This is a genomic window from Rhodococcus sp. AC861 (assembly GCF_979256035.1).
In genome coordinates, this window is the sequence record NZ_CEEDMW010000006.1 from 346,517 (window position 1) to 369,402 (window position 22,886).

The window sequence follows — 22,886 nt, forward strand, 5'->3', positions numbered from 1 at the left end:
GCGGTGACCTTCACCCCGGTCGGAACGCAAATCGACGTGATTGAGTCCACGGCGGCGGTGACCGTCGTGCTTGGGGGGGCCGGCACGGGTAAGACGACAACGGCTGCTGCAGCGGCCGCTGCTTTCATTCGTTTCAACGACGAGACGCGCGATGCACAGCGCCACAGAATGTTGGCCGAGAAGCAGAGGACGACACTTCCACCTCAAGCAAGGGTGCTTTTTCTTTCTTTCTCGCGGACCGCAGTGGCTCAGGTTGTCGAGCGCGCAGGGCCCGTGGTGGGGCCGCTGCTCGACCGTATGGATGTCGTTACCTTCCATGGTTTTGCTTGGCGCATCATCACTGATTGGGGCCCAGCGTATGGCCATCCTCCGCCCATGCGGATACAGTCCCAGGCAGAAAATCGAGTACAGGGGTCCGTTCCCAACAGTGTGCGCTACGGGCAACTCATCCCCATGGCTCTCGACATTCTCAGCAACGACGCGATATCACAGTACTACCAACGTCGTTATGCCGTGGTGATCTGCGACGAGTTCCAGGACACCAGCAATGAGGAATGGCAGTTCACGCAGGCCATCGCGCCGGCGTCGCGCCGGATCCTGCTCGGCGACATCAATCAGTGCATCTACGCGGAGATGAAGCGGATCGACCCGGAACTTCGGGTGGCGGATGCTCTTCGGCTTCCCGGCGCCGTCCAGGTCGACCTGCCGGTCACCAGCCATCGTGACCCGACAGGTGTGCTGCCGGCGGCAGCCAACGCGGCGCGCGAACGCCGGTTTCACGACGCAGCATTGGTGAGTGCCGTGAAGGGCCGTCGTCTTCTCGTCTCGCGTGCTGGAACCGGGACCCGATACGAGACCCCGATAGCGATCATTGCTGCGGAACGCTCGAAGCGGCATACGGTGAATGTGTTCACCCACACCAACGCTGCGACAACGGAGTTGTCAGACGCGCTGACCGAATACGGCGTGCGGCACGAACAGGTCGGACTTTCCGAAGCGTACGGAGAGGCGTTGAACGCGCAGGCGGCCATGCTCCGGTATGCGCTGCACGGTGTACCCGGTCGATCGGCCTTCGCGGTCTACGTCGCTGCGAACTACCGGGCGCATTACCCGCTGGTGCAGGACATTGTGAACAAGACAAACCCGGTATTCGAACGGGCATTGACGAATGTGGCCAATGATCTCCTCGTGGCGTCGAAACCGTTAGATGTCGATAGGCTGGCCGACGTCGTCGCGGGCGCTTACTCGCGCTTGGGTACGCACCGCGGCCAGGAGACATGGACCCTGGCCGCACGACGGATGCGGGCGGCACTGCGGCACCTTCGCGATGGCGAGCCCTTTAGCGTGGTCGAAGCGGAATTGGAACGGTTTCGCCATGCTGCATTAGTAGGCGAAGCAGGTTTACGACCACACGCCGTGCAGGTCATGAATCTGCATCAAACCAAGGGAAGGGAGTCCGACGTGACGATTCTGCTCTTGCAGGACGACGAGTACCACGGGAAGGAAGGACCCCCGTACCCGACGCTGTCGCGACTTCTCTACGTCGTACTTACCAGGGCACGTCGACGTGCTTATGTCGTTGTCCCCGACCGGGTTCACCCGCTGTGGTCGCCGCTTGTCGACACCTACGATCGGGTAATGACGGTATGACCTCGGGAAATCCGGAACAGTTGGTCCATCTTAGGCCGACGACTCACGCAATCTTAGCGGACGATGACCAATCACAGTCCGTCGATTGTCCGGCAGAGATTATCGAACACAATATCGGTCAGTGGTGTGTCGTGGGAGGGGTGCCATCGGGGTTGGTGGCATTCCATCTGCTCGCATCGAAGGCCCAACCAATCAGGGATGCGACGATGTTGTTGCGGGCGCCGGTGACAGCCGTGGCGTACTCGGGGGACGTCTCGATGGAGATGTCCACCATGAGATAGATGCCGCTGGTCGGTTCGAACTGCCAGTACCCGGAGCAGGTACCCGTCATTCTGGGATTGCTGACGGTGAAAGCCACTGCCGGTTCGCCGGTGGCGTTGTCCGACGGTCCCGCAGTGTCACCGAACTGGTTCTTGAGTCGCCCTTGCTCGTTCGTCGTAACTTCGGGTGGTCCTGGTGTGCTGGCCGCTGGCTGGCTCGGCTGATTGGCGCCCGCAGCTACGCCCGGGTCGGTGTTTTCCGATACCGGAGAACCGCACGCTGATACGAGCGCCACGCCAACAGAAAAGTTTCGAATTTTCAGCCACGCTCCGCTCTTCCGAAGACGCAGGCTAGCAACTTAGATGGTCCGATCGGGTGTTTTGTCCGATCGGTTCCGTGGGGCGGAGGCCGGTTGGACGGCGTTGGTCGAACACACCGTGGAGGGCAGGCGCGCTCTGAGTGCTTCGACCGCGACGGTGCGTTAACAGCGATCTAAGGCCCGACGAGTGCATGCGACACCGCGCGCTGGCAGTAACAATGGCGAAACCCGTGCTCGCGATCTACTGGCCGAGTCCGCCGTTACCAGATGATGCGCGCGGGCGCTCTCCCGTGGGCGCAAAGCAAGATGATTTGAGCAAGCGAAGCCCCGGTCATGGCTGGCGTGTACCTGGCTCGGGAGTCCGCGTTCCAGATCGAGCCAGTCCGAGGTTCGTTCAACCGTTTCCACTGATCAGAACCCTCGCAGTCAATTGTTTGCGATCAGGTCGCCCACATCAAAGGGTTGCAGCCGCCCAGCTCTCCGGCGGATCGACCGGCTCCGGAGCCGCCGGCACCCACTCCCTGATCGTTTGGAGTACGTCGGTATAAAAGACGTCGACGGCAGCGGTGACGCTGGTGACGAACCCTGACGCGGTACCGGATCTTTTGCTTCCCATCGTGGTGATGCGAGTCAGTGAGAACTTCACGATGTGCCCCTGGCGACCCTCGGTGAGTGCTTTTGGCGTTGCGCGAACTGTCGCCAGAGTTTCGCAGGCGACCACTCCGTGTTCCGAGAACACAGCCTCTACGAGTAGATCCTCGGGCGCCGAACCGAGCTGCTTCATAATCCAGGACAGTCGCTTGGTTGTGGAGCCCTCGTCAGGAGCGGTGACGGTCGTCTTGCAGGTGACTCGGTTTGCTCTGAGGTCGACACTGACATCCAGATCGCCCGCAGTTTCTGGAACGCGGAATGACGCGTCGAGAGTCCCCTCCGACGCCAGCTTGTCCACGAAGAACGCGGTCCTCTGAGTCGGATCATTCACCAGCCGTCGCGGTAGAACGTGGCGCACCGGCACGCCGAGTTCAGCGGTGAGTCGCTGGGAAAGGTACCGGGAGAGGCTCAGCCACTTGTCGGCAACGAACGACACTTTCTTGTCGCCGGCGCGCAACGTGCCGGCGGCAATGCTGTCCCGCACAGTGACCCAGTGCGGTCCCATGTCGACGAAGTCCGCCGCACCTGACCGTGGATGCGCGAGGTAGCGAACGAATTCCGTGAGAATCCACGCTTCGAGACCGTCCTCGATACCGCCGTGTGCCAACAGCATTCGCGCTTCGTGGACGACGTCTGTCCATGACAGATGTCGAAGGTCGACCTTGGCGAGCTTTCGTCTGTCGACCTCGACGGGAAGGTCCCCGACACCGGGTGGCACGTCGTTGGACAGGCTGACGACGACGTCGTACTTGTGGCGTCGGGCAACATCCAGGTAATTCTCGAGTTGGTCTCGGCGCAGTTCGCCGGTACCCGTCTTCACTTCGAGCAACGCCGTCCACATCTTGGACCCTCGGGCGACACGAAGGACGGCGTCCGGGATGACCTTGGTTTCGCCCTTCGTGTACGGGACTTCGACATAGCCTTCGAATCGGCCGGCCGGTGCGCCGACACGTCCGCTTATTGCGCGCGCGAAGGGTTTCACAGCCTGCATGGTGGCAATGAGTGCGGCGGTCGCACGGCGTTCCTGTTCGTCGCCGGAGCCGACCCCGACGACGGAGAACAGTCGAGCAGGCGCCCAATTGTCCCCGTCGGCTAATGCGAAGTTGAACGGTTTCGCCTTTTTGGGCGCTGCCTTCGTGGTGCGCACCCCGCGAGGCTTGGGGGGAGGCGCCAGCTGTGCAACGTTCTCCGATTCATCTACTACCGCAACCGACTCTGACGATGCGGCCGCCGTCGGCATGTCGCCGTCGCAGGTAGGCGGAGCGGAATCGTTGGAATCCGTGTCGAGGGTGGTATCGATACCGACCGAACCGTCAGCGTCAGCATCGACAACGGATTCAGCGACCGCATCCGAATCGGGCACATCGTCGTTCTCGACCGACACACCGAAATCGGTTGCCAGGCCTTCGAGGCCGCTGGTCCATCCCTGTCCGACCGCTCGCAGTTTCCATCGACCGGAGCGTTGGTACACCTCGCCGAATACGAAGGCGGTTTCCTCGCGCGCATCTGCCGTGACGTATTCGCCCAGCGTCATGCCCGCACCATCGATTACACGCAGGCTCAGCTTGCCGAGGTCACCGAAGGTCCGCCCGGTGACACTGCCTGCGAGCGCTACGGTCAGAACGCGCGGGTCGAGAAGTGCTAGGTCGATACTGATGCGTTCGCACAGGCCGTCCTCGGCGGCACTCCGTCCAAGGTGGCGGACGGCGCCATCCGAACTCTCAGGTTGGTTGTAGAACACGAAATCGGCGTCCGTGGACACCTTGCCCGACTCCACCAGCAGAAGCGCGGACGCGTCCACGTCACCCGTGTCGTCGACCCAGCTGATCAGGATGTCCACCCTCGAAACTGCCTCGGGGAGCTCGATGTTCTGGCCTTTGGACAGGAAACTGGACGTCATCGGTACCTTCGGATCGGCCGGCATCTCTTCGCGCACCGGTCGATCAGACCATACAAGCGGTTTTGTTGTGAAGCGTCTGAAATACCGCTGTGACTACGTTGCAGCGCGCCCCGCGGGCAGTGCCCCACGCAGAGCGGCCGCGAGCAACAGGGCACCCGACCCCACACCGGAAACGAGGTCGACCCACATCGCCTCGGCGCCACCGAAGGCGAGCGCCAGGCCGATGAGGCCGAGCGCTGTGAGCCCTCCACCCAACAGTAGGAAGAGGCGCACCCGCCACAGCCGTCCCAGCGCAAGAAAATGCACGCCGACCACGACGGCGACCCAGGCGACGCCCGCCTCGGGATGGTCCAAGGGGCCGGCGATGATCCTGACGCCCGCGAACAGGGCCACGACTTCGGCAGCGACGACGATCCAGTAGCCACGGCCGAACGGTTTCAACGACGGGGGCGTCGGATCGGCCGGCAACCGGACGAGTGCGGCGACGATCGCCACCACCGTGAGTGCCGTCGCGATCAGGAGAATCGCGCGGAGAGCGCCCGGCGACGACGCCGAATTGACGACGACGAAGACGGTGCCGAATACGCCGCCGATCACCGACCCGAGTTTTTGTGGGGGCAGGCGGCGGCGAGTCGTCATGGCCTCAGTGTGGCGTGTTCACGGACCGTTCGGTCACTTTTGTGCGCTGGGGGACTGTTGTGGAGTGAAATACATTGCCCTCCGAATCGTCTTTTGGCTCGCGTGCGATGCCGAAACGCCACATCAGCGGCCCGACGAGGCGGTCGAACAACGCGGGAACGAGTGAGTACCCGGCGGAGGCGAACTTGTTCACCAGGCCGAAGACCGCGTCGGCATCGCGTTCGCGCTGCGGTCGCTTCACCACCGCGGCCACGGCGCGGGCGATGACCTCGGGCTGCGCGACGGGAGGCGGTGGTGAACCTGCTCGCCCGACTACCGTGGCCGCCTGCGAGTAGATCGGTGTGTCGACGGCGCCGGGTGCCACGCAACTGACGTGGACGCCCGGGTACTGCCGAACTTCCTGCTGCAGAACGCGAGTCAACCCGCGCAGACCCCACTTCGACGTGACGTAGGTGCCCATCCACGGGACGGCGATGCGGCCGAGCAAAGATCCGATGACGACGAGGTGACCGTGCTCTTGATCGCGGAACACCGTCAGTGTCGACCGGGCGACGTTCGCGGAACCGATGAGGTCGACGTCGACGGCATGGTCGAAGACCTCTGCCGGGGTATCGAGGAAGGTGCCGTAGGACATGACGGCGGCGGAATGGACGCAGACGTCCAGGCGACCGAACTGCTCGACGACTTCGGTGACCACCTTGGTCACGTCGTCGCCGCGCACGACGTCGACAGGCTTCACGGACACAGCCGCTGCACCTCGCTGGACACACTCGTCGGCGACTGTGGCCAGCGCGTCGCGGCCACGAGCACACAGGACGATGGACCAGCCGCGTTCGGCGTAGAGGTGAGCGGTGGCGCGGCCGATGCCGCTGGATGCGCCGGTGATCAGGATGGTTCCGGCGGAACGATGGTCGGGGGACGTGTTCGACTGGGTCATAGAAACACCTCTGAGGTCGACGCGAATCCCACACAGGACCGCGTCAGTGGAGTCGTAGGTCGTAGACCTGACAAGGTGACGCCGGTTCTTGACGCCGTCGACGCCGGCCGAAGAAGCAACGGCGTCCGAACAGATGTACCCGGTATTCGGAGCCGGTCACGTGCCGAGATGCGACGAGGGGAGTTCTTCTTGCGCTCCAGTCAGTGCCCGGCCGAATCCTGCGTGCACACCGGCTCAGCGCAGGACCACGTCAGCGGGGTGACGAGTCCTCGCCGTGAGACATGCGCAGCGCGCGGCCGCGTTCGATGTGCTCGCGATCGGTCTCCTCGTTCTTGTCCGACACACGAGTATCCCGAGGGGGCAGCTGCAGATGGTCCTCGGCCTCGATGCCGGCTTGGAGCTGCCGTCCGCGCTCGAGCTCGGAATCGAGCTCCGCACCGAAGAGCAGAGCAAGATTGGTGATCCAGAGCCACAGCAGGAAGATGATCACGCCGGCAAGTGAGCCGTACGTCTTGTTGTAACTGCTGAAGTTGGCGACGTAGAAGCCGAACAGAACCGAGGCCAGGATCCACACGACGATCGCCATCCCGGCACCGGTGCTCACCCAGCGGAACTTCGGTTGCTTGATGTTGGGTGTGGCGTAATAGAGGATCGCCACGGCAAGGATTATCAGCACGAGGACGACCGGCCACCGCGCGATGTTCCACACCGTCAATGCAGTGTCGCCGAGGCCTATCGCGTCGCCTACCGCCTTCGCGATGGGGCCGCTCACCGCCAGCATGAGACCTGCGGTCGCCAGGCAGATCAGCCCGATCAGCGTCACGAGCAGCATGACCGGCCGCAACTTCCAGATCGGCCGACCTTCCTCCACCTCGTACATCCGGTTCATCGCTCGGCCGAACGCGCCGACGTATCCGGACGCCGACCACAGTGCGCCGGCGAGACCGATGACGAGTGCGAGACCGGCGGTCGGAGCCTGCACCAATTGTTCGACCGGTCCGCGCAGGGTGTCCACCGCGGACGACGGCCCGAGGTCGGAGACGATGTCGAGCACCGAGTTCACGGTCTTTTCGCCCTGCCCGAACACGCCGAGAAGAGACACGATGGCGAGGAGTGCGGGGAACAGTGACAACACCGCGTAGTACGTGAGGGCGGCAGCCAGATCGGTGCACTGGTCCTTCGAGAACTCCCGTGCCGTCTTCCGGAGGACGTAGAAGAACGACGGCTTCGTCAGGTCGGTGGGGGACTCGGGCTTGCGGGGGTCGTCGGGATCCGCGTGAGCCGGATCATCACCAGTACGTGGCTGTTGGGTCATGGCCTCTCGGCTACCCGTCGTGCCATTCCACAAACCGCTGCGCGAGGAGTGTGCTGGGCTGACGTCGAACAGAACATCCTGGTGACGGAGATGTACAGCTCGTCAGACTTCCATCTCGTAGATGATTTCCAGCCCGTCCTCGTCGTCCCATTGCTCGCCCACCGCAACGAATGCAAAGCGACCGATCAGGCCCAGTGATGGCGCGTTGGTCGGGCTGATGGTGGCGCGAACCGTATGTACATCCTGATGGCGCCGGGCAACGGCGAGAAGAGTCTCGACGGACCGTAGTGCCCAACCCTGTCGGCGCATTTCTGGGTCGACTCGATACCCGATCTCGACCATTCCCGTCTCGTCGGGGGCACTGTGGAAGCCGGCTGCACCCAGTGGTCGAGCGACGCCTGGATGGACCATCACCCTCGTGATCCACGGTGCATCCGTGGGGGTTTCGATGATCTGCTTGCTCCGTCGCTGCCACAGGCCGATGCATTCGTGCCCCGCCAAGTACGGCGAGGCGTACCCCGATGTGAGCGCGGCCGAACCGCCGGCGGCGAGAGCGTGAATGACGGTCGAGGGTACGACGTCGAGGTGCAGTCGCGACTCCGTGGGCTGAGGGTGACACCACGGGGTGCTTGACATCGTCATTCTCGCGGGCCCGCCTCCGCAGGTGGAATCGGCACCGATGCTGACGGCGCTGTCAGCGGCCAGGGGAGCACTGTGAGGTGTGGCCACACCGACACCCATCGAGCCGCTTTGGCCTCGTAGACGTGGCGCATCGGCACCCGCGGATTCGGTCTGATCACACCGGCGAAGACGTCGTCGAAACCGTGCGGGGCGTACACCTGACGTGTTCCTGCCGAATTCGTCCTGATCCCGAAACAGCACGTGGTGGAGACGAAATGGTCGATGGCATCTTCACTGCTCGTGAAGGGCCGGATCGCCGAGCCGAAGTGCTCCTCGTACCAGAGGTGGACACGCGCCTGGTTGCGCACTTCGACATCGACCCCCAGGTCCTCGAACAACGCGGCGGCGCGGCGAATCACTCGGTCCTCGGCCTCGTAGGACAGGTCCGAATCGTCGAAATAGAAGAAGTCGTAATCACGAATGCCCGTGTGCGGGGCGTTGCCGGCGACCTGATTCCACACCGTCTGGAAGAGTCCGCCGGCGGTGAGGTACCACTCCGGTACTTCGAGACGTCGAGCGCGATCGAGAATCTCCGTCACAACGGGGTTGGTGTCCACGGCCGCGAGAAAGTGGCGTTCGTTCACCGAGAAATCGTAGGGGGTCGGGCTCGGTCAGGCGGAGAGCGGCGGGGTGGGGGCGTCGGCGACCTCGTGAACTCCGCGGACGAACTCGGCGAGAGCGTCCCGAGCGGTGTACCGCGGGGTCCAGTCCAGCTCGTCGTGTGCCCGCGAGGAGTCCATGATCGGGAGGCGCAGAACAGCATCGAACAAGCCGGGGTCCGTCGGGACGACGCGCGCGGTGAACAGCGCATCGAGCGCCGCGCGGACCGCGAACGTCGGGACGGGTACCAGCTTGGCGTTCAGGACGTCGGCGAAGGTCTCCGGCGTGATGACGGGTTCGGCCGCCAGGTTGAACGGCCCCGATACCTCCCGCACCGCTGCTTCGGCGAAAGCCCGTCCGACGTCGTGCGAATGAACACCCTGGAACACCAGGTTCCGGATACTCGGGAAAATCGGCACCAGGGACGGGCGAACCAGCCGGGCCGGCACGAACGGGCCACCGAACAGGCGGCGTTGCTCTGTAGAAGCCGACGCCTCGAAGACGAAGGCAGGTCGCATGCGAACCACGCGCATGTCCGGATTCTGCGTCTCGACGCGATCGAGAACCCGTTCGAGGTAGGACTTCTCACGCGTGTACGCCGCGCCCTGCCAGCCGTGTGTCGGCCAATCCTCGCTCACTCGAGTCTCTTTCGAACCGGGGGTGTAGGCGCCCACAGACGACGCGTGCACCAGAGCTCCGACACCAGCCGCTGCTGCGGCATCGAAGACGTTCATCGCGCCGACGACGTTGACGTCCCACGTGTGGATCGGGTTCCGGGACGGCTGGAACTGCCACGCCAGGTGGACGACGACGTCCGCACCGTCGAAGATCGGAATCAGATCGTCGCGCGCGATGTCCGCCTCGACGAACGTGGTGCGCGGCGGGTTCCAGGCCGGTGTGCCGTTCGTCGTGTGCGGTGCTCGGCGAGCGATGGCGCGAATCGCGGCCACTCGATCATCGGCGGCCAACGCATCCACCACCGAGGTGCCAAGATTTCCGGTCGCTCCGGTCACGGCCACTGTGAGGCCACGCTGTTCACCCATGCCTGAGCGGTACCCGTCGCCCGCACAGCCAAACGGGACGTGTCAGCGTCGAGCCTTCTCCCGGTACATCGCATTGTCGGCCCGACGGATGAGAAGGTCCAGGTCAGGGGCGTCCGGGCCCGGAGTCCACACCGCGACGCCGATGCTTACGGATACCGCCGCTGTCGACGACTCTGCCTGCGCGACCATTCCCAGATCGATAGCGTCCGCGCGGTCGGCGCCGGGAAGGACGACGACGAACTCGTCGCCTCCCACCCGAGCGATGACGTCCTGGCCTCGGAACGACTCGCTTAGCGCGTCGGCAAGTCGAACCAGTGCAGCGTCACCCGCGTCGTGACCGGACAGGTCGTTGACCTCCTTCAGTCCGTCGACATCGAGGTAGAGAACACTGACCGGGAGTGCATGCTCCCGACACGAGTCCAAATCGACCGCCGCACGGCGGGTCAGACCCCGACGGTTGAGCAGTCCGGTCAACTCGTCCACGTGCGACAGGGAATCGGCGGCGGCCCGCGCCTCGTCGACCAGGCGATACTTCTCGGACAACAGGTCGATGGTTTTCATTCGAAAGAAGTGGATGACGGCCACGACGAGAACGGTGCGGACGATCGACACCGCGAACGTCTCCACGCTCACGTCCGTGCCGTGTGCGACGGCCAACGCGATCCACGCCGAGACGGCTGCGGTGGTGAACACGACGATGTGCGCCCGACGTTGGAGAACGCCGGCGAAGGCCACGATGGCCAGGACGAGTCCGAATGCGGGATACGCCGACCCGGCGCTCGCGTATCCGAGAACCGGGCTGGCGACGATCATGATCGCGGACACCAGTGTCACGGTGTCGGTGTGGCGGTAGAACAGGCCCGCCCTCGCCGTGTGGAGCGCACACCACGTCGACGCCGATACTGCAGCGACTCCGAAGGTGTAGGTCTTGGACCACCATGTGAAGTCGTAGTCGCCGGCCGACACCATCCACACGAAGACCGTTCCGAAGAGCACCGTGCACAGGGCCGAGATCGTGGCGAGCCCTCGGACGATGACGAGATCCGACCGGACCGGGTCACCGTCGTGCGCTGTCGACCGCCATACCTCGCGGGAGTGGTGCGCACGGTCCGACCACGATCGAACTCCGATGCTTCTCACACTCTCGACCGTCCTCGTGACCAGCCCCCGAAGCCTGCTGTACGAGGAACCTACGCGACGCGATCACCGCGCGCAGCACATCGACACGACTGCTGGTGTCAGGGGGTGTCGGTGAGATATCCGCCGCCGTGCGGGAAGAATTCCGCGGCCGGAACGTCGCGGCCGTCGTCGGTCCTGACGACGTCGACGACCAGGGCGTGATTGCGACCCAGATGGGCGTTCGGGCCGGCAACGATCGCCATGCCGTTGCCCTCGTGGATGAAGATCCGGCCCGGTGTTCCGCCGTAGATGCCCTCGGAGACATGAGCTTTCACGATGCTGATCCGTCGACCCCGGTGGTGCGTCCATGCGGACGGGTACGGGTCCGACTGCGCCCGGACAAGTCGGTCGATGTCGTCCGCGGGCCAACTCCAGTCGATGCGACTGTCGATGTCGGCGCGCTTGTGGAAGAACGTGCGCTGGGCCAGATCCTGCGGGGTCCACGACGCGGTGCCGTCGGCGATGGCGTCCAGGGCCTCGGTGAGCACCTCGGGGATGAGGTCGATCGTGGCCTGCACCAACTGTGTCGCGGTGTCGCGGGGTCCGATGGGGACGGCCTTCTGCACGACGACGTCGCCGGTGTCCAGTTCGTCGTCCATGCGGTGCGCCGTGAGACCGGTTTCCGACGCGCCGCTGATCAAGGACCAGATGACGGGGGAGAAGCCGGTGAAGCGCGGCAACATCGAGTCGTGCAGGTTGAGCGTTCCGTGCGGCGGCAGGTCGTAGATGTCGCGCGGGAGCTTGGTGCGCCAGTTGTTGGCGACGATGATGTCCGGCTGCGCCTCGGCGACAGCTGCCCTCATGGCGTCGTCGGGTCGGAGCGCGAGGTGGACCGGGATGTCGTGCTTCCGCGCCAACTCTTCCACCGAGTCGGACCAGATCGACTCGTAGGAATGCTCGCTGGGCGGGTGGGTCACGACGAGAACGACCTCGTGCTCCGACTCGACGATGCTCTGCAGAGTCTTGTGTCCCCAGGTCTGATATCCGAACATAGCCACGCGCATGCTGGTTAGCCTAACCTTGCTCGCGGCGTACGTGGTGTCAGCCCCTGAGGACCACCGGAACACCCTGGTAGGGCTGCAGAGTCATCGGGAAGCTGCCCAACTCGTCCACGACGGCGATGTCCTGATCGGTGAACAGGTCGACCACCGTGGCGCCACCCGTCAGGTGCTTGGACTGCACCGTCGCGTGGATCTCGTCGCCGGTGAAGTTGAGCACCGTCGCCGAGATGGTGCCGTTGCCCAGCTGATGCACCAGCACCAGAAGCCCCTTGTGGGACACCGACGGAACATCGAGCTGGGTTGCCGTCGCGATGCCGTACCGCTTGCGCACGTCGAGAATCCGGGCGAGTTGCCGTGCGAACGACGACGAGTCCTTCATCTGTTCGGGCAACGATCCGTACAGGCTCCGACCCCGAGGGATCCCGGAGTCCGATCGCGTGGCATCGGGTGAGCTGTTCATCAGGTCGTGTGCGCCACGGTTGATCCAGCGCGTGTCGCCCTCGCGGATCAGATCGGCGACTTCTTCTGCCGGGACGGGAAGGATTCCGGTGAGGTCCCATCCGGACAGTGCGAAGACGCCCGGCTGCAGCGCGTTGTACATCGCCAGCATCAGATGCGCCCGCTTGACGGTCTCGATGTCGGTCTCGTCCATCCGGTCGAGATCGCGGATACCGAGCGACGCCGTGATGACCGACGCTGTGGTGCAAGCGATTCCGTTGTTGGTGAACGTGCGGTTGTACGGAGCCCAGCGTCCGGTCAGCCGCTCGCACAGCTCCGCCCGGATCTGGTCCCCCAGATCGCCACCCTTGATCACGTCGCCGCCGTAGGAGAACTCGTCCTCGCGGTGCAGGGTGGCGAAGTGCACGAGTTCGAACGTCATCTCGTCGTGGTTCTGCAGAGCGTGCACCAAGGACGCGGTGTCGACGCCATGATCCCGCGCGAGGTTCATCGTCAATCGGAGGAACTCTGTGTTCCCCATGACGAGCGCATGGTGGTACGCGGGCCGGTTGATGAAGTCGTACGACAGGTCCGCGCCGCTGCTTCCCATCGCCTTGATGTCGTCGATGGTCAGGTTCAGCTCCTGGAAGGTGAACCCACCCATCTTGCGCACGATGCTCGAGATGAGGTGGTTCGCTGCCTCCGACAGGGGGTGACCCTCGGACCATCCCGGGCCTTCGGTGCGGCGTTCCACACCCAGGAAACCGTTGGCGTCCAGACGAAGTGCCCCCGCGCCCAGGTCGGCGATGGAGTGGCACGCATCGCCGATCACGAGCCGCATACCGGCGAACGAGGGATCCAGCCAGTTGATGGACGGCTGCCCTGCCTTGAAGTAGTGCAGGTAGACCCAGCGGCGTTCGACGCCGTCGACACCGCGGATGACGGGCGTCGCACTCCAGTTGGTCTCCTTGACGCCCATCTCGTAGAAGATGACCCGCTGCAGCTGCCCGACGATGTAGCCGGCGCGCGCGAGATTGGCCTCCGCTTCGGCGTCGATGTTGACCGAGTCCTGTCCGGCGCGGACGCGGGGGAGCAGATGCCAGTCCTGCTGCTCGATCTCCACCATGTGGTAGATGCCGGGGTAGTCGGAGACGTTCATCTCGGCGAGCCGGAAGTCGGCTCCCTTACCGGTGTGACCCGGAACGATGTCGTCGATCACGATGCCTTCGTACGCCGAGGCGACGACGCACAGCCGACGGAACTCCTCCTCGGAACCGAAGGCCGGATCGATCTGCATGCTGACGCGGTCGAAGTGGCCGTCCACGGACGGAGTGGCATGCCAGCCGTGCAGGCCGCCGGCTTCCTTCACGGGGCCCGTGTGCACGGCAGTGATACCGATGTCGGAGAACACCTGCCACAGGTCCTCGTCCCCGAGCGTTCCGAGGAAGCTCTGGCCGGGCGCGGCGATCAACGAGATCGGATAGGCCGTGAACCAGACGGGCGCACGCTCGACGGCGGCGCGCGGGTTCGGGTCGGCATACGGGTTCTGCCACATGCTGCCCTTGCCGGACAGCTGCTCGGCGATGAGTTTCGCGTCCTGGAGCATCGAGCGCTCGACGAGCCACGAGACGTACTCCGGGTTGGAGGCGTCGGCATCACCGTGCGGCAGTTCGGTCGCGGATCGATAGGCGCGACGAACCGACGGCTTCAGCGGCCTGGGTCGGGCCGGGTAGAAGCTCTCGTCGTAGGTGATCTCGCTGGGTTCGTGCTGGACTTCCGGATCCACAGTTCCTCCGTTGTGACAGGACGCGCGGACATGTCTGATCGGGACGCTCCCGTCGCGCGCACGAGTGTCGAGCGATGCCTGCACGCCGTCCGGGGAACTACCCGAGGGTCGACGGATCGAAACGTCTCCACGAATCGCCGACCGCGCTCGTCAGCCTACGCACGACGGGGGCGGTTTCGCCGGACACGGGCGTGCAGTGGAGCCACCATGTGATCGAATGGAGGTATGGACAGCGACGGTCGGGCCGAGGGTGGTCTGACGCCTGCGCGTCTGGGGGAGATCGTGGGCTCGCTCGGACGCCGGTTGGAAGATTCGGACCAGCTCGGTGAGCTGCTGCAACGGTCGGTGGACGTCGCACACGACGTCATCGGTGGGGCCGACAGTTGTGGCGTGACAATCGATTACGCAGGAGCCACCTACACGGCCTGCTACACCGACAGTACGACCCTTTCCGTGGACCAGGCGCAGTACGAGACCGGGGAAGGTCCGTGCCTCGAAGCGTCCCGGACGGGGCAGACCATCGTGGTCGATCTGAACAGCACCGAGCAGCGGTGGCCGGCGTTCGCCGAGGCAGCGCGGGCGGAGGGTGTGCGCTCGTTCCTCGCCTCACCCATCAGGACGCTGGACGGCATCATCGGCTCCTTCAACCTCTACGGGTCGGCCAGCGACGCTTTCGACGGCATGGACGCGGACATCCTGGACACGCTGACCACCGCGGTGGGACGCGCGGTCGGGGAGCATGCGCGATACAGCGACGCCGAGTCGACCGTCCGTGACCTGCGTAGCGCCATGGCTCAGCGTGCACCGATCGAGCAGGCCAAGGGAATCCTGATGGCCATGCGCGGGATAGACGCGGACTCTGCCTTCGCCGTGCTGTCCGACGACGCCCAGCGCCGCAACATGCGTGTTCGCGACGTCGCCCGTGAGTTCGTCGAGAGCGCGACGAAACGCAACGACGCCACTCCCTCGACTGACAGCGGCACTGCCGACCAGGGTCGAAGCTAGCCTGCTCGACGCTCCAACAGCATCGTCGTCATCTCCGACGCGCTCGCGGGGTGCGCCAGCCAGAACCCCTGGGCCAGGTCGCATCCGCTGTCACGGAGTCGGTCGAGCTGGACCTGGGTCTCCACACCTTCGCCCACGACCGCGACGTCGAACGCATGGGCCAGCGACACGATGGCGGTGACGATTGCTTCGGATTGCTTCCCCGGCATCGCCTGGATGTAGGTCTGATCGATCTTGAACGCCTCGATGACCGGGTACCGGCTCAAATAGGTGACGGAGCTGTGGCCGCTCCCCAGATCGTCGAGGAGGATCGACACGCCCATGGCGTGCAATTCGGTCAGCGCGTCGCGCACCTGCGCAGTGTCGGCCAACCACACCGTCTCGGTGATCTCGAGGCCTAGCCGTCCCACGGGCAGACCGGAGCTGGACAGGATGCGCGCCACACTGTCCACGAACCCGGGCTGACGCAACTGCAGCGCACTGACGTTCACCCGCACGCCGACGTCTGAGATGGCTTGCCACTCTGCAGCCTGGACGCAGGCGGTGTGCAGAGCCCACAGGCCGAGGCTGTTGATCTGACCGGTGCGCTCGGCGATCCGGACGAACGTCTCGGGACTGACCGAGCCGAGCGTGGGGTGTTGCCACCGCGCCAGGGCTTCGACCGCCGTGATGCGACCGGAGGCGATGTCGAAGATCGGCTGGTACGCAAGGGTGAGAATCTGGCTGTCCAGGGCGGTTCGCAGATCAGCCGACAGAGCCAGCTGATGCCGACGGTGCTCGCGATCGTCCGTGTCGAAGAGCGCGGAGTTCCCGCGGCCGGTGTCCTTGGCCCGGTACATCGCGACATCCGCGCGGCGGATGAGCTCGTTGCCCAGGACATCTCCGTCGGCGAGTGCGACGCCGATGCTGGCGGTGATACGCAGCTCGTTGTTGTCGACGACGATGGGCGCGCGTACCGCATCCGCGTAGAGCTGAGCCACGATCAACGACTCCTCGGCGTCGGCGATGTTCTCGCAGACGGCCACGAACTCGTCGCCCCCGAGCCGGGCGACAGTGTCCCCGGGACGCGATGCGCGGGTCAGTCGATTACCGATCGCGATCAGCGTCGAATCACCGGCCTCGTGACCCAGACCGTCGTTGATGGACTTGAAGTCGTCGAGATCGATCAGCATGACGGCCGTCGTCGTCGACTTGCTGAGTCCGCGATCGATCGCGGAATCGATGCGGTCGTAGGCCAGCGCACGGTTGGGAAGCCCCGTCAGCGGGTCGCGAAGGCTGCGATAGCGCAGTTCACTCTCGACACCGACACGCTGGACGGCTGCGGACACCACGTCGGACACCGTGTCCAGGGCGGAGGTGTCGAGCATCGGGTTGTCCATCTGCGAGATGTCCCGAGGCGCGATGTGGAGAGGAACGGTCTCGACGACGCCGTCGATCGACGTGCCGTCCGACGCACCGAGGTAGCGGGAGTCGACGCCGAGGACCGTCAGCACACCCCACGGGTGGCCGGTGCCGTCGATGGGCACGGCGACCGCATTACCGATGCCGGCCGCGATCAGGGGGGAGACGTCGAAACGCTCGTCGTCCGGTTGACCGGTCCACACGACACGGGCAGCGGAACGGATCGCGAAAGCCATGACGGACGCCGGGCCCGGCGAGAACAGATCCGCGTCCGCAATATCTCCGGTAGTCGCCACCGTCTCGAGCGTCGCGGGCGCGTCGTGAGCGCGGGTGATGATCACGCAACGAGCGCCGAACAGAGTCGCCAGCGAGTCGGTCGCGGACGACAGCAGCTCGTCCAAACGCCCACGCAATGCGAGGCGGGACAGCTCCGCGACGACGCGTTGCTCCGCAGCTCTGAAGGTCGACGCGTCCAGAGCCTTCTGCAGGTGATGATCGTCGACGGTCGGGCTCGCCACATCGCGGTGGATGGTGACCACGAGCGAGGAGTCCTCGTCGTGACCGCGGACGGCAAAGGCTGAGGTCGACACGGCCACCCTCTCTCCCAAGGAAGTTCGCAATTCTGTTCTGCCCGTCCATGTTCCGTGGTTGCGCACTGTTGTCAAGATGAGGCGTGTCGACAGAGACGGCGCAGTATCGACAGGGACGAGGACAGATTCCAGCGTGGGGCCGCCGGATGCTCCCGGCAGTCCGGCGCCGATACCCAGCGTCGTGACGGCGTGGGGATTGGCGTGAACGACGGTTCCGTCCCGGTCGGCAACAAGGACGACGTCGGGCGATCTGTCGAAGATCGCTGCCAGCGTCGACCAGGAGTAGCCGTCTGCCGATCCCAGCGCGGTGAGCGGCGGGATCGATGCGTCCTCTGCGGGTGTCATCGTCGTTCCTTCGGCTCCGCCGTCGGTCCTGCCCTTCGTCGTGTCGGTCGAGACTGCTGTCCCGAGAGCCGCCGCCTCCCCGTCGCCGATGATGAACATCGGCGCCGAACAGACGGATAGCCCTGTCGATCGTTCCAAAACAAACCTATAGTTCAGAAGATAGCAGACGAACAGTCCGATAGACCGGTGAGACGCGTCGCACTGTAGAACCCGGACAGGTTGTTCACGAGGGGCGCGCTTACGCCGCATGCGTGGCGGCAGAAGTGGGGCGGGTGGGGCTCGAACCCACCCGATAGCGGTTCCAGGCGAGGACATCAATGAGCGCATCGAATTCGATGCGCCGATGGGTGGCGATGTCGTCGACGCGAGCCTCCTCTCGGAGAGCGAGGTAGGCGTCGTCAGGGACGGGTCCGCGTTCGATGTGCACGATCTCGTGGGTGAGGGTGCAGCGCCGCTCACGCTGTTTCGAGGAGCCGTTGATCTCGATGCCGTCGGCGGTCCACCGGCCGATGCACCCGCTGTTGTGGCGGTGCGGAAACATCACCGGCACGGCCGGGTGGGTATCGCGCAGGTGCCGCCACTAGTGGTGACGACATACCCGGCGTAGACGGCTCCGAGAATCACGGCAACGACACCGATGACTCCGGCGATGGTCCACGGGTCGTGGAGATCGATGCGGAGGGACCGGCTGCGAGTCGGTCGGCTGCTGCTGCGTCGTCGTCTCTGTGCAACTTGGGCATCATGCCGTACCGAGCGGTCTCCGCGCCTGTCGAGTGTCTACCTCGTTGCGCCCTTGACCCGGCACACTTCCTCGACCGTTTCCTCGATCGAACGCCACGAGTATGCGACTCCGAGATTCATCTCACGAGCCAATCGAGTGTGCGGCGCGGTGCGAACTTCAAGCGGGAGGGTCTCGTTCCTGACCATCGTTGCGCTCACAATCCCGACGAGGAGTACTCGACTGCCAAAATTGTACGAACCACCCGAGTTGTAGCCATTTCTGTCGTAGATGAAGACCGGGCTGCCACTACTGCCGCCGAAGACGGAGCCGTCCAGAAGGAACGTGGGCTTGCCTCCGAATGGAAGCGCCAAGGGCGTGGCCGTGATTGCGCGTCGAACGATCGGGGTGTGATTGACATCGTCAGCCCAGCCGTTCGGATACCCCACAAAGGTCAGGTCCTCGATCGCGTCCAGCTCGGCGGCGACCGCGTCCGTCGGATAGACCGAGGCACTGAGATTCACCGTGAACGGCTGCGCACCACCTGCGTTGCGTACTGCCTGCAGTAGAAGCGGTAGTGCCGGAATAGCGGCAACGTCGATCTCTGGATCGGGGTGGCCGACCCACGGTAGATCAGCAGGATCAACGTCGATGGTGACGTCGGTGCGTTTACCCAGATCAGGACCAGTTCCAGCCGGGTTGCTGACGAGGAATTCGAACTTCAACTGCTGGGCGTCGACGACAACGTGTTTGTTGGTGATGATCAGCGGCGTGCTCGGCGCTCCCGGCGTGTTCGCGGCATCGAAGTAGAACCCCGTCCCGAAGGACGTACCCAGTGGCCCGCTATTGGTGATGCGGACGGTGGAGAACAACAAGCTGCGTGCGAGGGTGTTGGCCAACATGAAGCAAGGCTAGTCGTCCGAGATCGGCGCTGACGGCCAGGCCGTTTACGGAATGGACGAAGTGAATGCGCCGCGCATACGCGAGTTTTGCGCGGGGGTGCGCACCGTCTCGCCGGCCGACTGTGCCACCTCGCCATAGCCCCGAACGGACCGCGTGCTATTTTTCGGCCGTGGCCACGGATGAGGTGTTCGCGGACTACCGCATGGTGGGTGCGCGCTTCGATGCGCCCGGCCTGCCTGTCGAGACTGCGCGCGAGCTCGGCTACTACCGCGAGACGATCCTCGCAGTAGCTAAGCGGCTCTGGCTGCGGAGCAATCTGGACAGTGCCCAGGTGCCGCGAGGCTTCGCCGACGCCTTCGATCTGCGAATGACTGAAGTCAAGAAGGGCAGCACCCGGCCGACTTTGGTCCTTCATCGGGACACAAGCGTCGACGATGACAAGTTCGACGAGTGGTCCCCCCACTATTTCCGTGCTCGCGACATGGTCACCGGGGCTATCAACACGGTTTCCACTGAGGGCGTTGTGTCGCGTGCGTTCCCGGCGGAAGCCTTGCAGCCACTCCGGCAGATGGGGAGGTCGCTTGCCGACAACGAGTCTGTGACGTTGGGACCTCCAAAGTTTCAAGGCCGCAAGGCGACGTTGACCAAGGATGTGCACGCTGCAATCAAGGCCATCGACGCTGTGCTTGAGGACTCTGCGGACGTTGAAGCAACGGTTGAAGGCGTGATCTACGCGTTCGATAGCCAAACCCGTTCGTTCACCATGCGCACTGACAGCGGGTCGTCCGTGACCTGCGCCGTCGCGCTCGGTTCTGAGCACCTTCTCCGGCAGGCCAAGCAGTTTTGTGCTACAGATGAGATGAACGTGCCGGACGTCCGCGTCCACGGTTATTCGCCGGGCCCACTCGCGAATCGCGTCACAGTGCTCACACAGGTCTACTCCATCGAACTACTTCGATCGGTGAGTGAAAAGATGGCCACGGATCGTCTGGACGCGTTGTCCCAGCTTGATGAGGGCTGGCATGGTCCCGGCACGCTAGTTCCAAACGCCGACGCCCTCAGGACCGTCCGACCACTGCTAGGAGCTCTTACGTCGCGCGCTCCAGACATAGCGATCGCTTCGGAAGATGATGGGAGCATCGTGATGGAGTGGCGGCGGGGGACGTTAGAGTGCACTGCTGTCCTGAACAGCGAACTCAACCTGTTCATGTGCTCTGACGACGTCGACACAGACGAACTGCGAGAGCTGAGCGTGCCTTTCTCCAACGAATTGCTGCTCCGTTTCGTTGCCGAGGGCGTGTTCGGTGGCTGACGCGGACGCGCCTCCACAGGCTGAGGTCTGCATTGAAGCCTTACCGCCGGGGGCTGAGGCCATCGCAGGCGAAGAGACATTGAACCGGCAAGTGCACCCGACGTTTCTGGATCCCGAAGGCAAGCCAATGCGTCGGGCTTACCAACCCAATTCCAACGACGGTGATTTGATGTCGACTCTGCGCGAATGCGTTGATCCCGCTGAGGCTCATCGTAGGTTCGTAGAGACACCGGTCCCGCCGGGTGGGAAACCTCTACTTTCTGCAGGAACGTGGGGTATCACCACTTCATCGATCCTCGGTGCGAGGCTGACGTATTTCGATGATTCTCAAATTGTAGGTCCAGACCACGCATCCGTTGATTTCCGTTCGGTCACCACACAGGGCCAAATGAAACAGGCAGCGCGAAAGCTCCGAGATCCCTCCGCGGATGCGGGTCCCCTCTTTCGTGCACCTCCCCAGAAACCCTCGTAGGGGAATAGCGCGAGGAATGTCCCGCCATCAGACGTGCCGGCCAGTGCAGGCCATGGCACTATCGCCGGATGGAGTTGCTCACAGCGGCGCTCGTTGCCATCCTCTCCGGCGGTATAGCGGGTGGCCTAGTCAAATGGGGACAGGATCGATGGATCAGCAAGAGAGATCGGCGTCGAGAGATCCTCACTCAAGCGCGTGGTGGGGCAGACGATCTCGTTGCGGCGACGGAACCCGTGCAGAGCTTCGTCTACTACGAAGGCATGCCGCCCCCCGAACCGTCACAGGCGGCAATTCTCAACGCAGCCAACGGAGCGGCGTCGCAGGAATGGTTCATCGACATCCGCGAAGACTTGGCGCCGGAACATCGGCAGTTCATCGAAGCTGGTCCTTCCAACCGCCCAGGCAATGTCAGTGACTACCTCCTGGATGCGGCCAAGCGGCTGCGCACCGAGTGCGCGCGCCTCGAACGAGATTGGAAGCTGCGATAAGCGCAAGCTCAATCTTCCGGTGGCCGGCCGTCGCGCCGGGTCTCGCGCCACCAGTCGCGCAGCGCCCTTCGTCGGTCACGAGGTGTCGGTGTGCCCGCAGGATCGCGGTGACGTCCTCGGGTGTCAGTGATTCGTCAGGTTCGTCCTTGACTGCTTGGACGCACGCTCGTCCTGATCGGTTCCGTCAGACTCCGGTGCCGCTGCTGAGGTCGAAGCTGCCCCATGACGGGTTGGGCTTCGGCTCGGCGGCGAGCGCGGACTTCACTGCTCGTTCGAGCTTCGGCTTCGGGACGGCGGGGGAGTAGGCCGCGGAGTTGCAGTCGGCGGCGAGGCGGTAGTACGCGGTGTCTGTTGCCGGTGTCGGCGGTGAGTCGGTCGGCGTGCTCCTGGGCGTGCCGGCGTATCTGCTCGGCTGCCTGGGTCCAGTCCACGTCGACCTCCTCGGAGATGTGACGCGGGGCCGAGTGCTTCTCGGCCGACCAGCAGAAGCCGGCCACCGCCACTCAGCCCCCGAGACACACGATAGCGAACGCACGTTCGAACGACAAAGCCCCACCCCTCAGAACGAGGGGTGGGTTTGTTCTGTGTTCCGGTCAGGCGGTCGGGCGTGGACGATTGCCGGTCCCTGGCCGACTGGCGTGCCATTCGAGGATTGTCGCCTCTGTCCATCCGTAGGCGGTGCCGAGCTTGGCGTCGGGCTCGGGCATCATCCCCTTGGTGCGGTAGCCCTTGATGCTATTGACGCTGACGTCGAGTAGTGCGGCGACCTCGTTGACGGAAAGGTAGTGCTGCACAGTTCCTCCGGTGTTGTGAAGTGATGAGTCCGGTTATCTATAGACAGTACACCTAGTCGGGCGTATGCGCAAAAGGAACCGGTGGGAAAGTTTCTGGGATCAACCCCCCATTCGGCTTGCGCGTGCACCCGAACGGGTGTATGCTTAAGGTACGAACAGAGCAAAGATCATCAGCCACCTGACCGACATGATCACCAAGGCCGGGTTCGACTACTTCGACTACTTCGACTACTTCGACTACAGCCTCGACAACGCCGCCACCTGGGCCCTCGAAAGCCACCAGGACGCGATCGAAATGGGTGAGGCACCCCAGGGTAGCCCGGTCGGCCTGCCGGACGACGGTACGGTCTGGGAGTGCATCAGCGACTCCGCACACCGGGAGAGCGCGCCCTGCCTCTACCACCTGGCGGCCTGAGGGGGTGTCCCCGGTAGGGGTCCCGTCAGGTCGATGCTTCGGC

The 22,886-nt window shown here is 64.2% G+C and carries 20 protein-coding genes; 5 read left to right on the top strand and 15 right to left on the bottom strand.

All coding sequences use genetic code 11. From position 1 onward, the window contains the following. Positions 1 to 3: 3 nt before the first annotated feature. The gene (locus tag AC0IX4_RS20065; RefSeq protein WP_471830680.1) at positions 4 to 1,650 is read left to right on the top strand and encodes a UvrD-helicase domain-containing protein; all 1,647 of its coding nucleotides are present in this window, start codon (positions 4 to 6) and stop codon (positions 1,648 to 1,650) included. A gap of 118 nt (positions 1,651 to 1,768) precedes the next feature. Here the strand turns inward: AC0IX4_RS20065 and AC0IX4_RS20070 are convergent, their stop codons facing one another. The 11 genes from AC0IX4_RS20070 to treS form a co-directional block, all read right to left on the bottom strand. Continuing rightward, positions 1,769 to 1,981, bottom strand: a complete 213-nt coding sequence (locus tag AC0IX4_RS20070; RefSeq protein WP_471830681.1) for a hypothetical protein — start codon at positions 1,979 to 1,981, stop codon at positions 1,769 to 1,771. 703 nt (positions 1,982 to 2,684) lie between these two features. Next, complete coding sequence (locus AC0IX4_RS20075) at positions 2,685 to 4,781, bottom strand: TerD family protein (RefSeq protein WP_471830683.1); 2,097 nt, start codon at positions 4,779 to 4,781, stop codon at positions 2,685 to 2,687. Positions 4,782 to 4,874: 93 nt separating this feature from the next. Then, positions 4,875 to 5,420: a hypothetical protein gene (locus AC0IX4_RS20080; RefSeq protein WP_042572841.1), complete on the bottom strand. Its 546-nt coding sequence runs from the start codon at positions 5,418 to 5,420 to the stop codon at positions 4,875 to 4,877. Positions 5,421 to 5,424: 4 nt separating this feature from the next. After that, positions 5,425 to 6,357, bottom strand: coding sequence for an SDR family NAD(P)-dependent oxidoreductase (locus AC0IX4_RS20085; protein WP_471830685.1), 933 nt, complete (start codon positions 6,355 to 6,357; stop codon positions 5,425 to 5,427). Positions 6,358 to 6,607: 250 nt separating this feature from the next. Further along, positions 6,608 to 7,672, bottom strand: coding sequence for a YihY/virulence factor BrkB family protein (locus AC0IX4_RS20090; RefSeq protein WP_471830687.1), 1,065 nt, complete (start codon positions 7,670 to 7,672; stop codon positions 6,608 to 6,610). 102 nt (positions 7,673 to 7,774) lie between these two features. Next, the gene (locus AC0IX4_RS20095; protein WP_471830689.1) at positions 7,775 to 8,308 is read right to left on the bottom strand and encodes a GNAT family N-acetyltransferase; all 534 of its coding nucleotides are present in this window, start codon (positions 8,306 to 8,308) and stop codon (positions 7,775 to 7,777) included. 2 nt (positions 8,309 to 8,310) lie between these two features. After that, complete coding sequence (locus AC0IX4_RS20100; protein WP_471830690.1) at positions 8,311 to 8,937, bottom strand: nucleotidyltransferase family protein; 627 nt, start codon at positions 8,935 to 8,937, stop codon at positions 8,311 to 8,313. A 27-nt stretch (positions 8,938 to 8,964) separates the two neighbouring features. Next, complete coding sequence (locus AC0IX4_RS20105; RefSeq protein ID WP_471830691.1) at positions 8,965 to 9,996, bottom strand: NAD-dependent epimerase/dehydratase family protein; 1,032 nt, start codon at positions 9,994 to 9,996, stop codon at positions 8,965 to 8,967. Positions 9,997 to 10,038: 42 nt separating this feature from the next. Next, complete coding sequence (locus AC0IX4_RS20110; RefSeq protein ID WP_471830692.1) at positions 10,039 to 11,136, bottom strand: GGDEF domain-containing protein; 1,098 nt, start codon at positions 11,134 to 11,136, stop codon at positions 10,039 to 10,041. Between the two features lie 98 nt (positions 11,137 to 11,234). Then, positions 11,235 to 12,179: a methionyl-tRNA formyltransferase gene (locus AC0IX4_RS20115; RefSeq protein WP_471830693.1), complete on the bottom strand. Its 945-nt coding sequence runs from the start codon at positions 12,177 to 12,179 to the stop codon at positions 11,235 to 11,237. 37 nt (positions 12,180 to 12,216) lie between these two features. Beyond that, a complete protein-coding gene (gene treS / locus AC0IX4_RS20120) occupies positions 12,217 to 14,400 on the bottom strand; it encodes a maltose alpha-D-glucosyltransferase (protein ID WP_471830694.1) in 2,184 nt (727 codons plus the stop codon). Between the two features lie 225 nt (positions 14,401 to 14,625). On the opposite strand from treS, the gene AC0IX4_RS20125 reads away from it, so the two are divergent. Then, positions 14,626 to 15,405: an ANTAR domain-containing protein gene (locus AC0IX4_RS20125; RefSeq protein WP_471830695.1), complete on the top strand. Its 780-nt coding sequence runs from the start codon at positions 14,626 to 14,628 to the stop codon at positions 15,403 to 15,405. Here AC0IX4_RS20125 and AC0IX4_RS20130 read toward each other — a convergent pair. The 3 genes from AC0IX4_RS20130 to AC0IX4_RS20140 all read right to left on the bottom strand — a co-directional run bounded on the left by AC0IX4_RS20130 (position 15,402) and on the right by AC0IX4_RS20140 (position 19,361). After that, positions 15,402 to 17,741, bottom strand: a complete 2,340-nt coding sequence (locus tag AC0IX4_RS20130) for a sensor domain-containing protein (RefSeq protein ID WP_471830696.1) — start codon at positions 17,739 to 17,741, stop codon at positions 15,402 to 15,404. The genes AC0IX4_RS20125 and AC0IX4_RS20130 overlap by 4 nt on opposite strands. A gap of 238 nt (positions 17,742 to 17,979) precedes the next feature. Then, positions 17,980 to 18,291: a hypothetical protein gene (locus tag AC0IX4_RS20135; RefSeq protein WP_471830698.1), complete on the bottom strand. Its 312-nt coding sequence runs from the start codon at positions 18,289 to 18,291 to the stop codon at positions 17,980 to 17,982. A gap of 227 nt (positions 18,292 to 18,518) precedes the next feature. After that, positions 18,519 to 19,361, bottom strand: a complete 843-nt coding sequence (locus AC0IX4_RS20140; RefSeq protein ID WP_471830700.1) for a trypsin-like peptidase domain-containing protein — start codon at positions 19,359 to 19,361, stop codon at positions 18,519 to 18,521. A gap of 170 nt (positions 19,362 to 19,531) precedes the next feature. Between AC0IX4_RS20140 and AC0IX4_RS20145 the strand changes: the two genes are divergently transcribed. Together AC0IX4_RS20145 and AC0IX4_RS20150 are read left to right on the top strand one after the other, a co-directional pair. Then, complete coding sequence (locus AC0IX4_RS20145; protein WP_471830702.1) at positions 19,532 to 20,674, top strand: hypothetical protein; 1,143 nt, start codon at positions 19,532 to 19,534, stop codon at positions 20,672 to 20,674. A 540-nt stretch (positions 20,675 to 21,214) separates the two neighbouring features. Next, entirely contained in the window at positions 21,215 to 21,634 is a 420-nt protein-coding gene (locus tag AC0IX4_RS20150) for a hypothetical protein (RefSeq protein WP_471830703.1), read from the top strand. Between the two features lie 593 nt (positions 21,635 to 22,227). Here AC0IX4_RS20150 and AC0IX4_RS20155 read toward each other — a convergent pair. Beyond that, positions 22,228 to 22,428 (bottom strand): helix-turn-helix transcriptional regulator, encoded by a 201-nt coding sequence (locus AC0IX4_RS20155; RefSeq protein ID WP_471830704.1) that lies wholly within the window; start codon positions 22,426 to 22,428, stop codon positions 22,228 to 22,230. Positions 22,429 to 22,615: 187 nt separating this feature from the next. On the opposite strand from AC0IX4_RS20155, the gene AC0IX4_RS20160 reads away from it, so the two are divergent. Further along, positions 22,616 to 22,843: a hypothetical protein gene (locus AC0IX4_RS20160; protein ID WP_471830706.1), complete on the top strand. Its 228-nt coding sequence runs from the start codon at positions 22,616 to 22,618 to the stop codon at positions 22,841 to 22,843. The last annotated feature ends 43 nt before the right edge of the window (positions 22,844 to 22,886 follow it).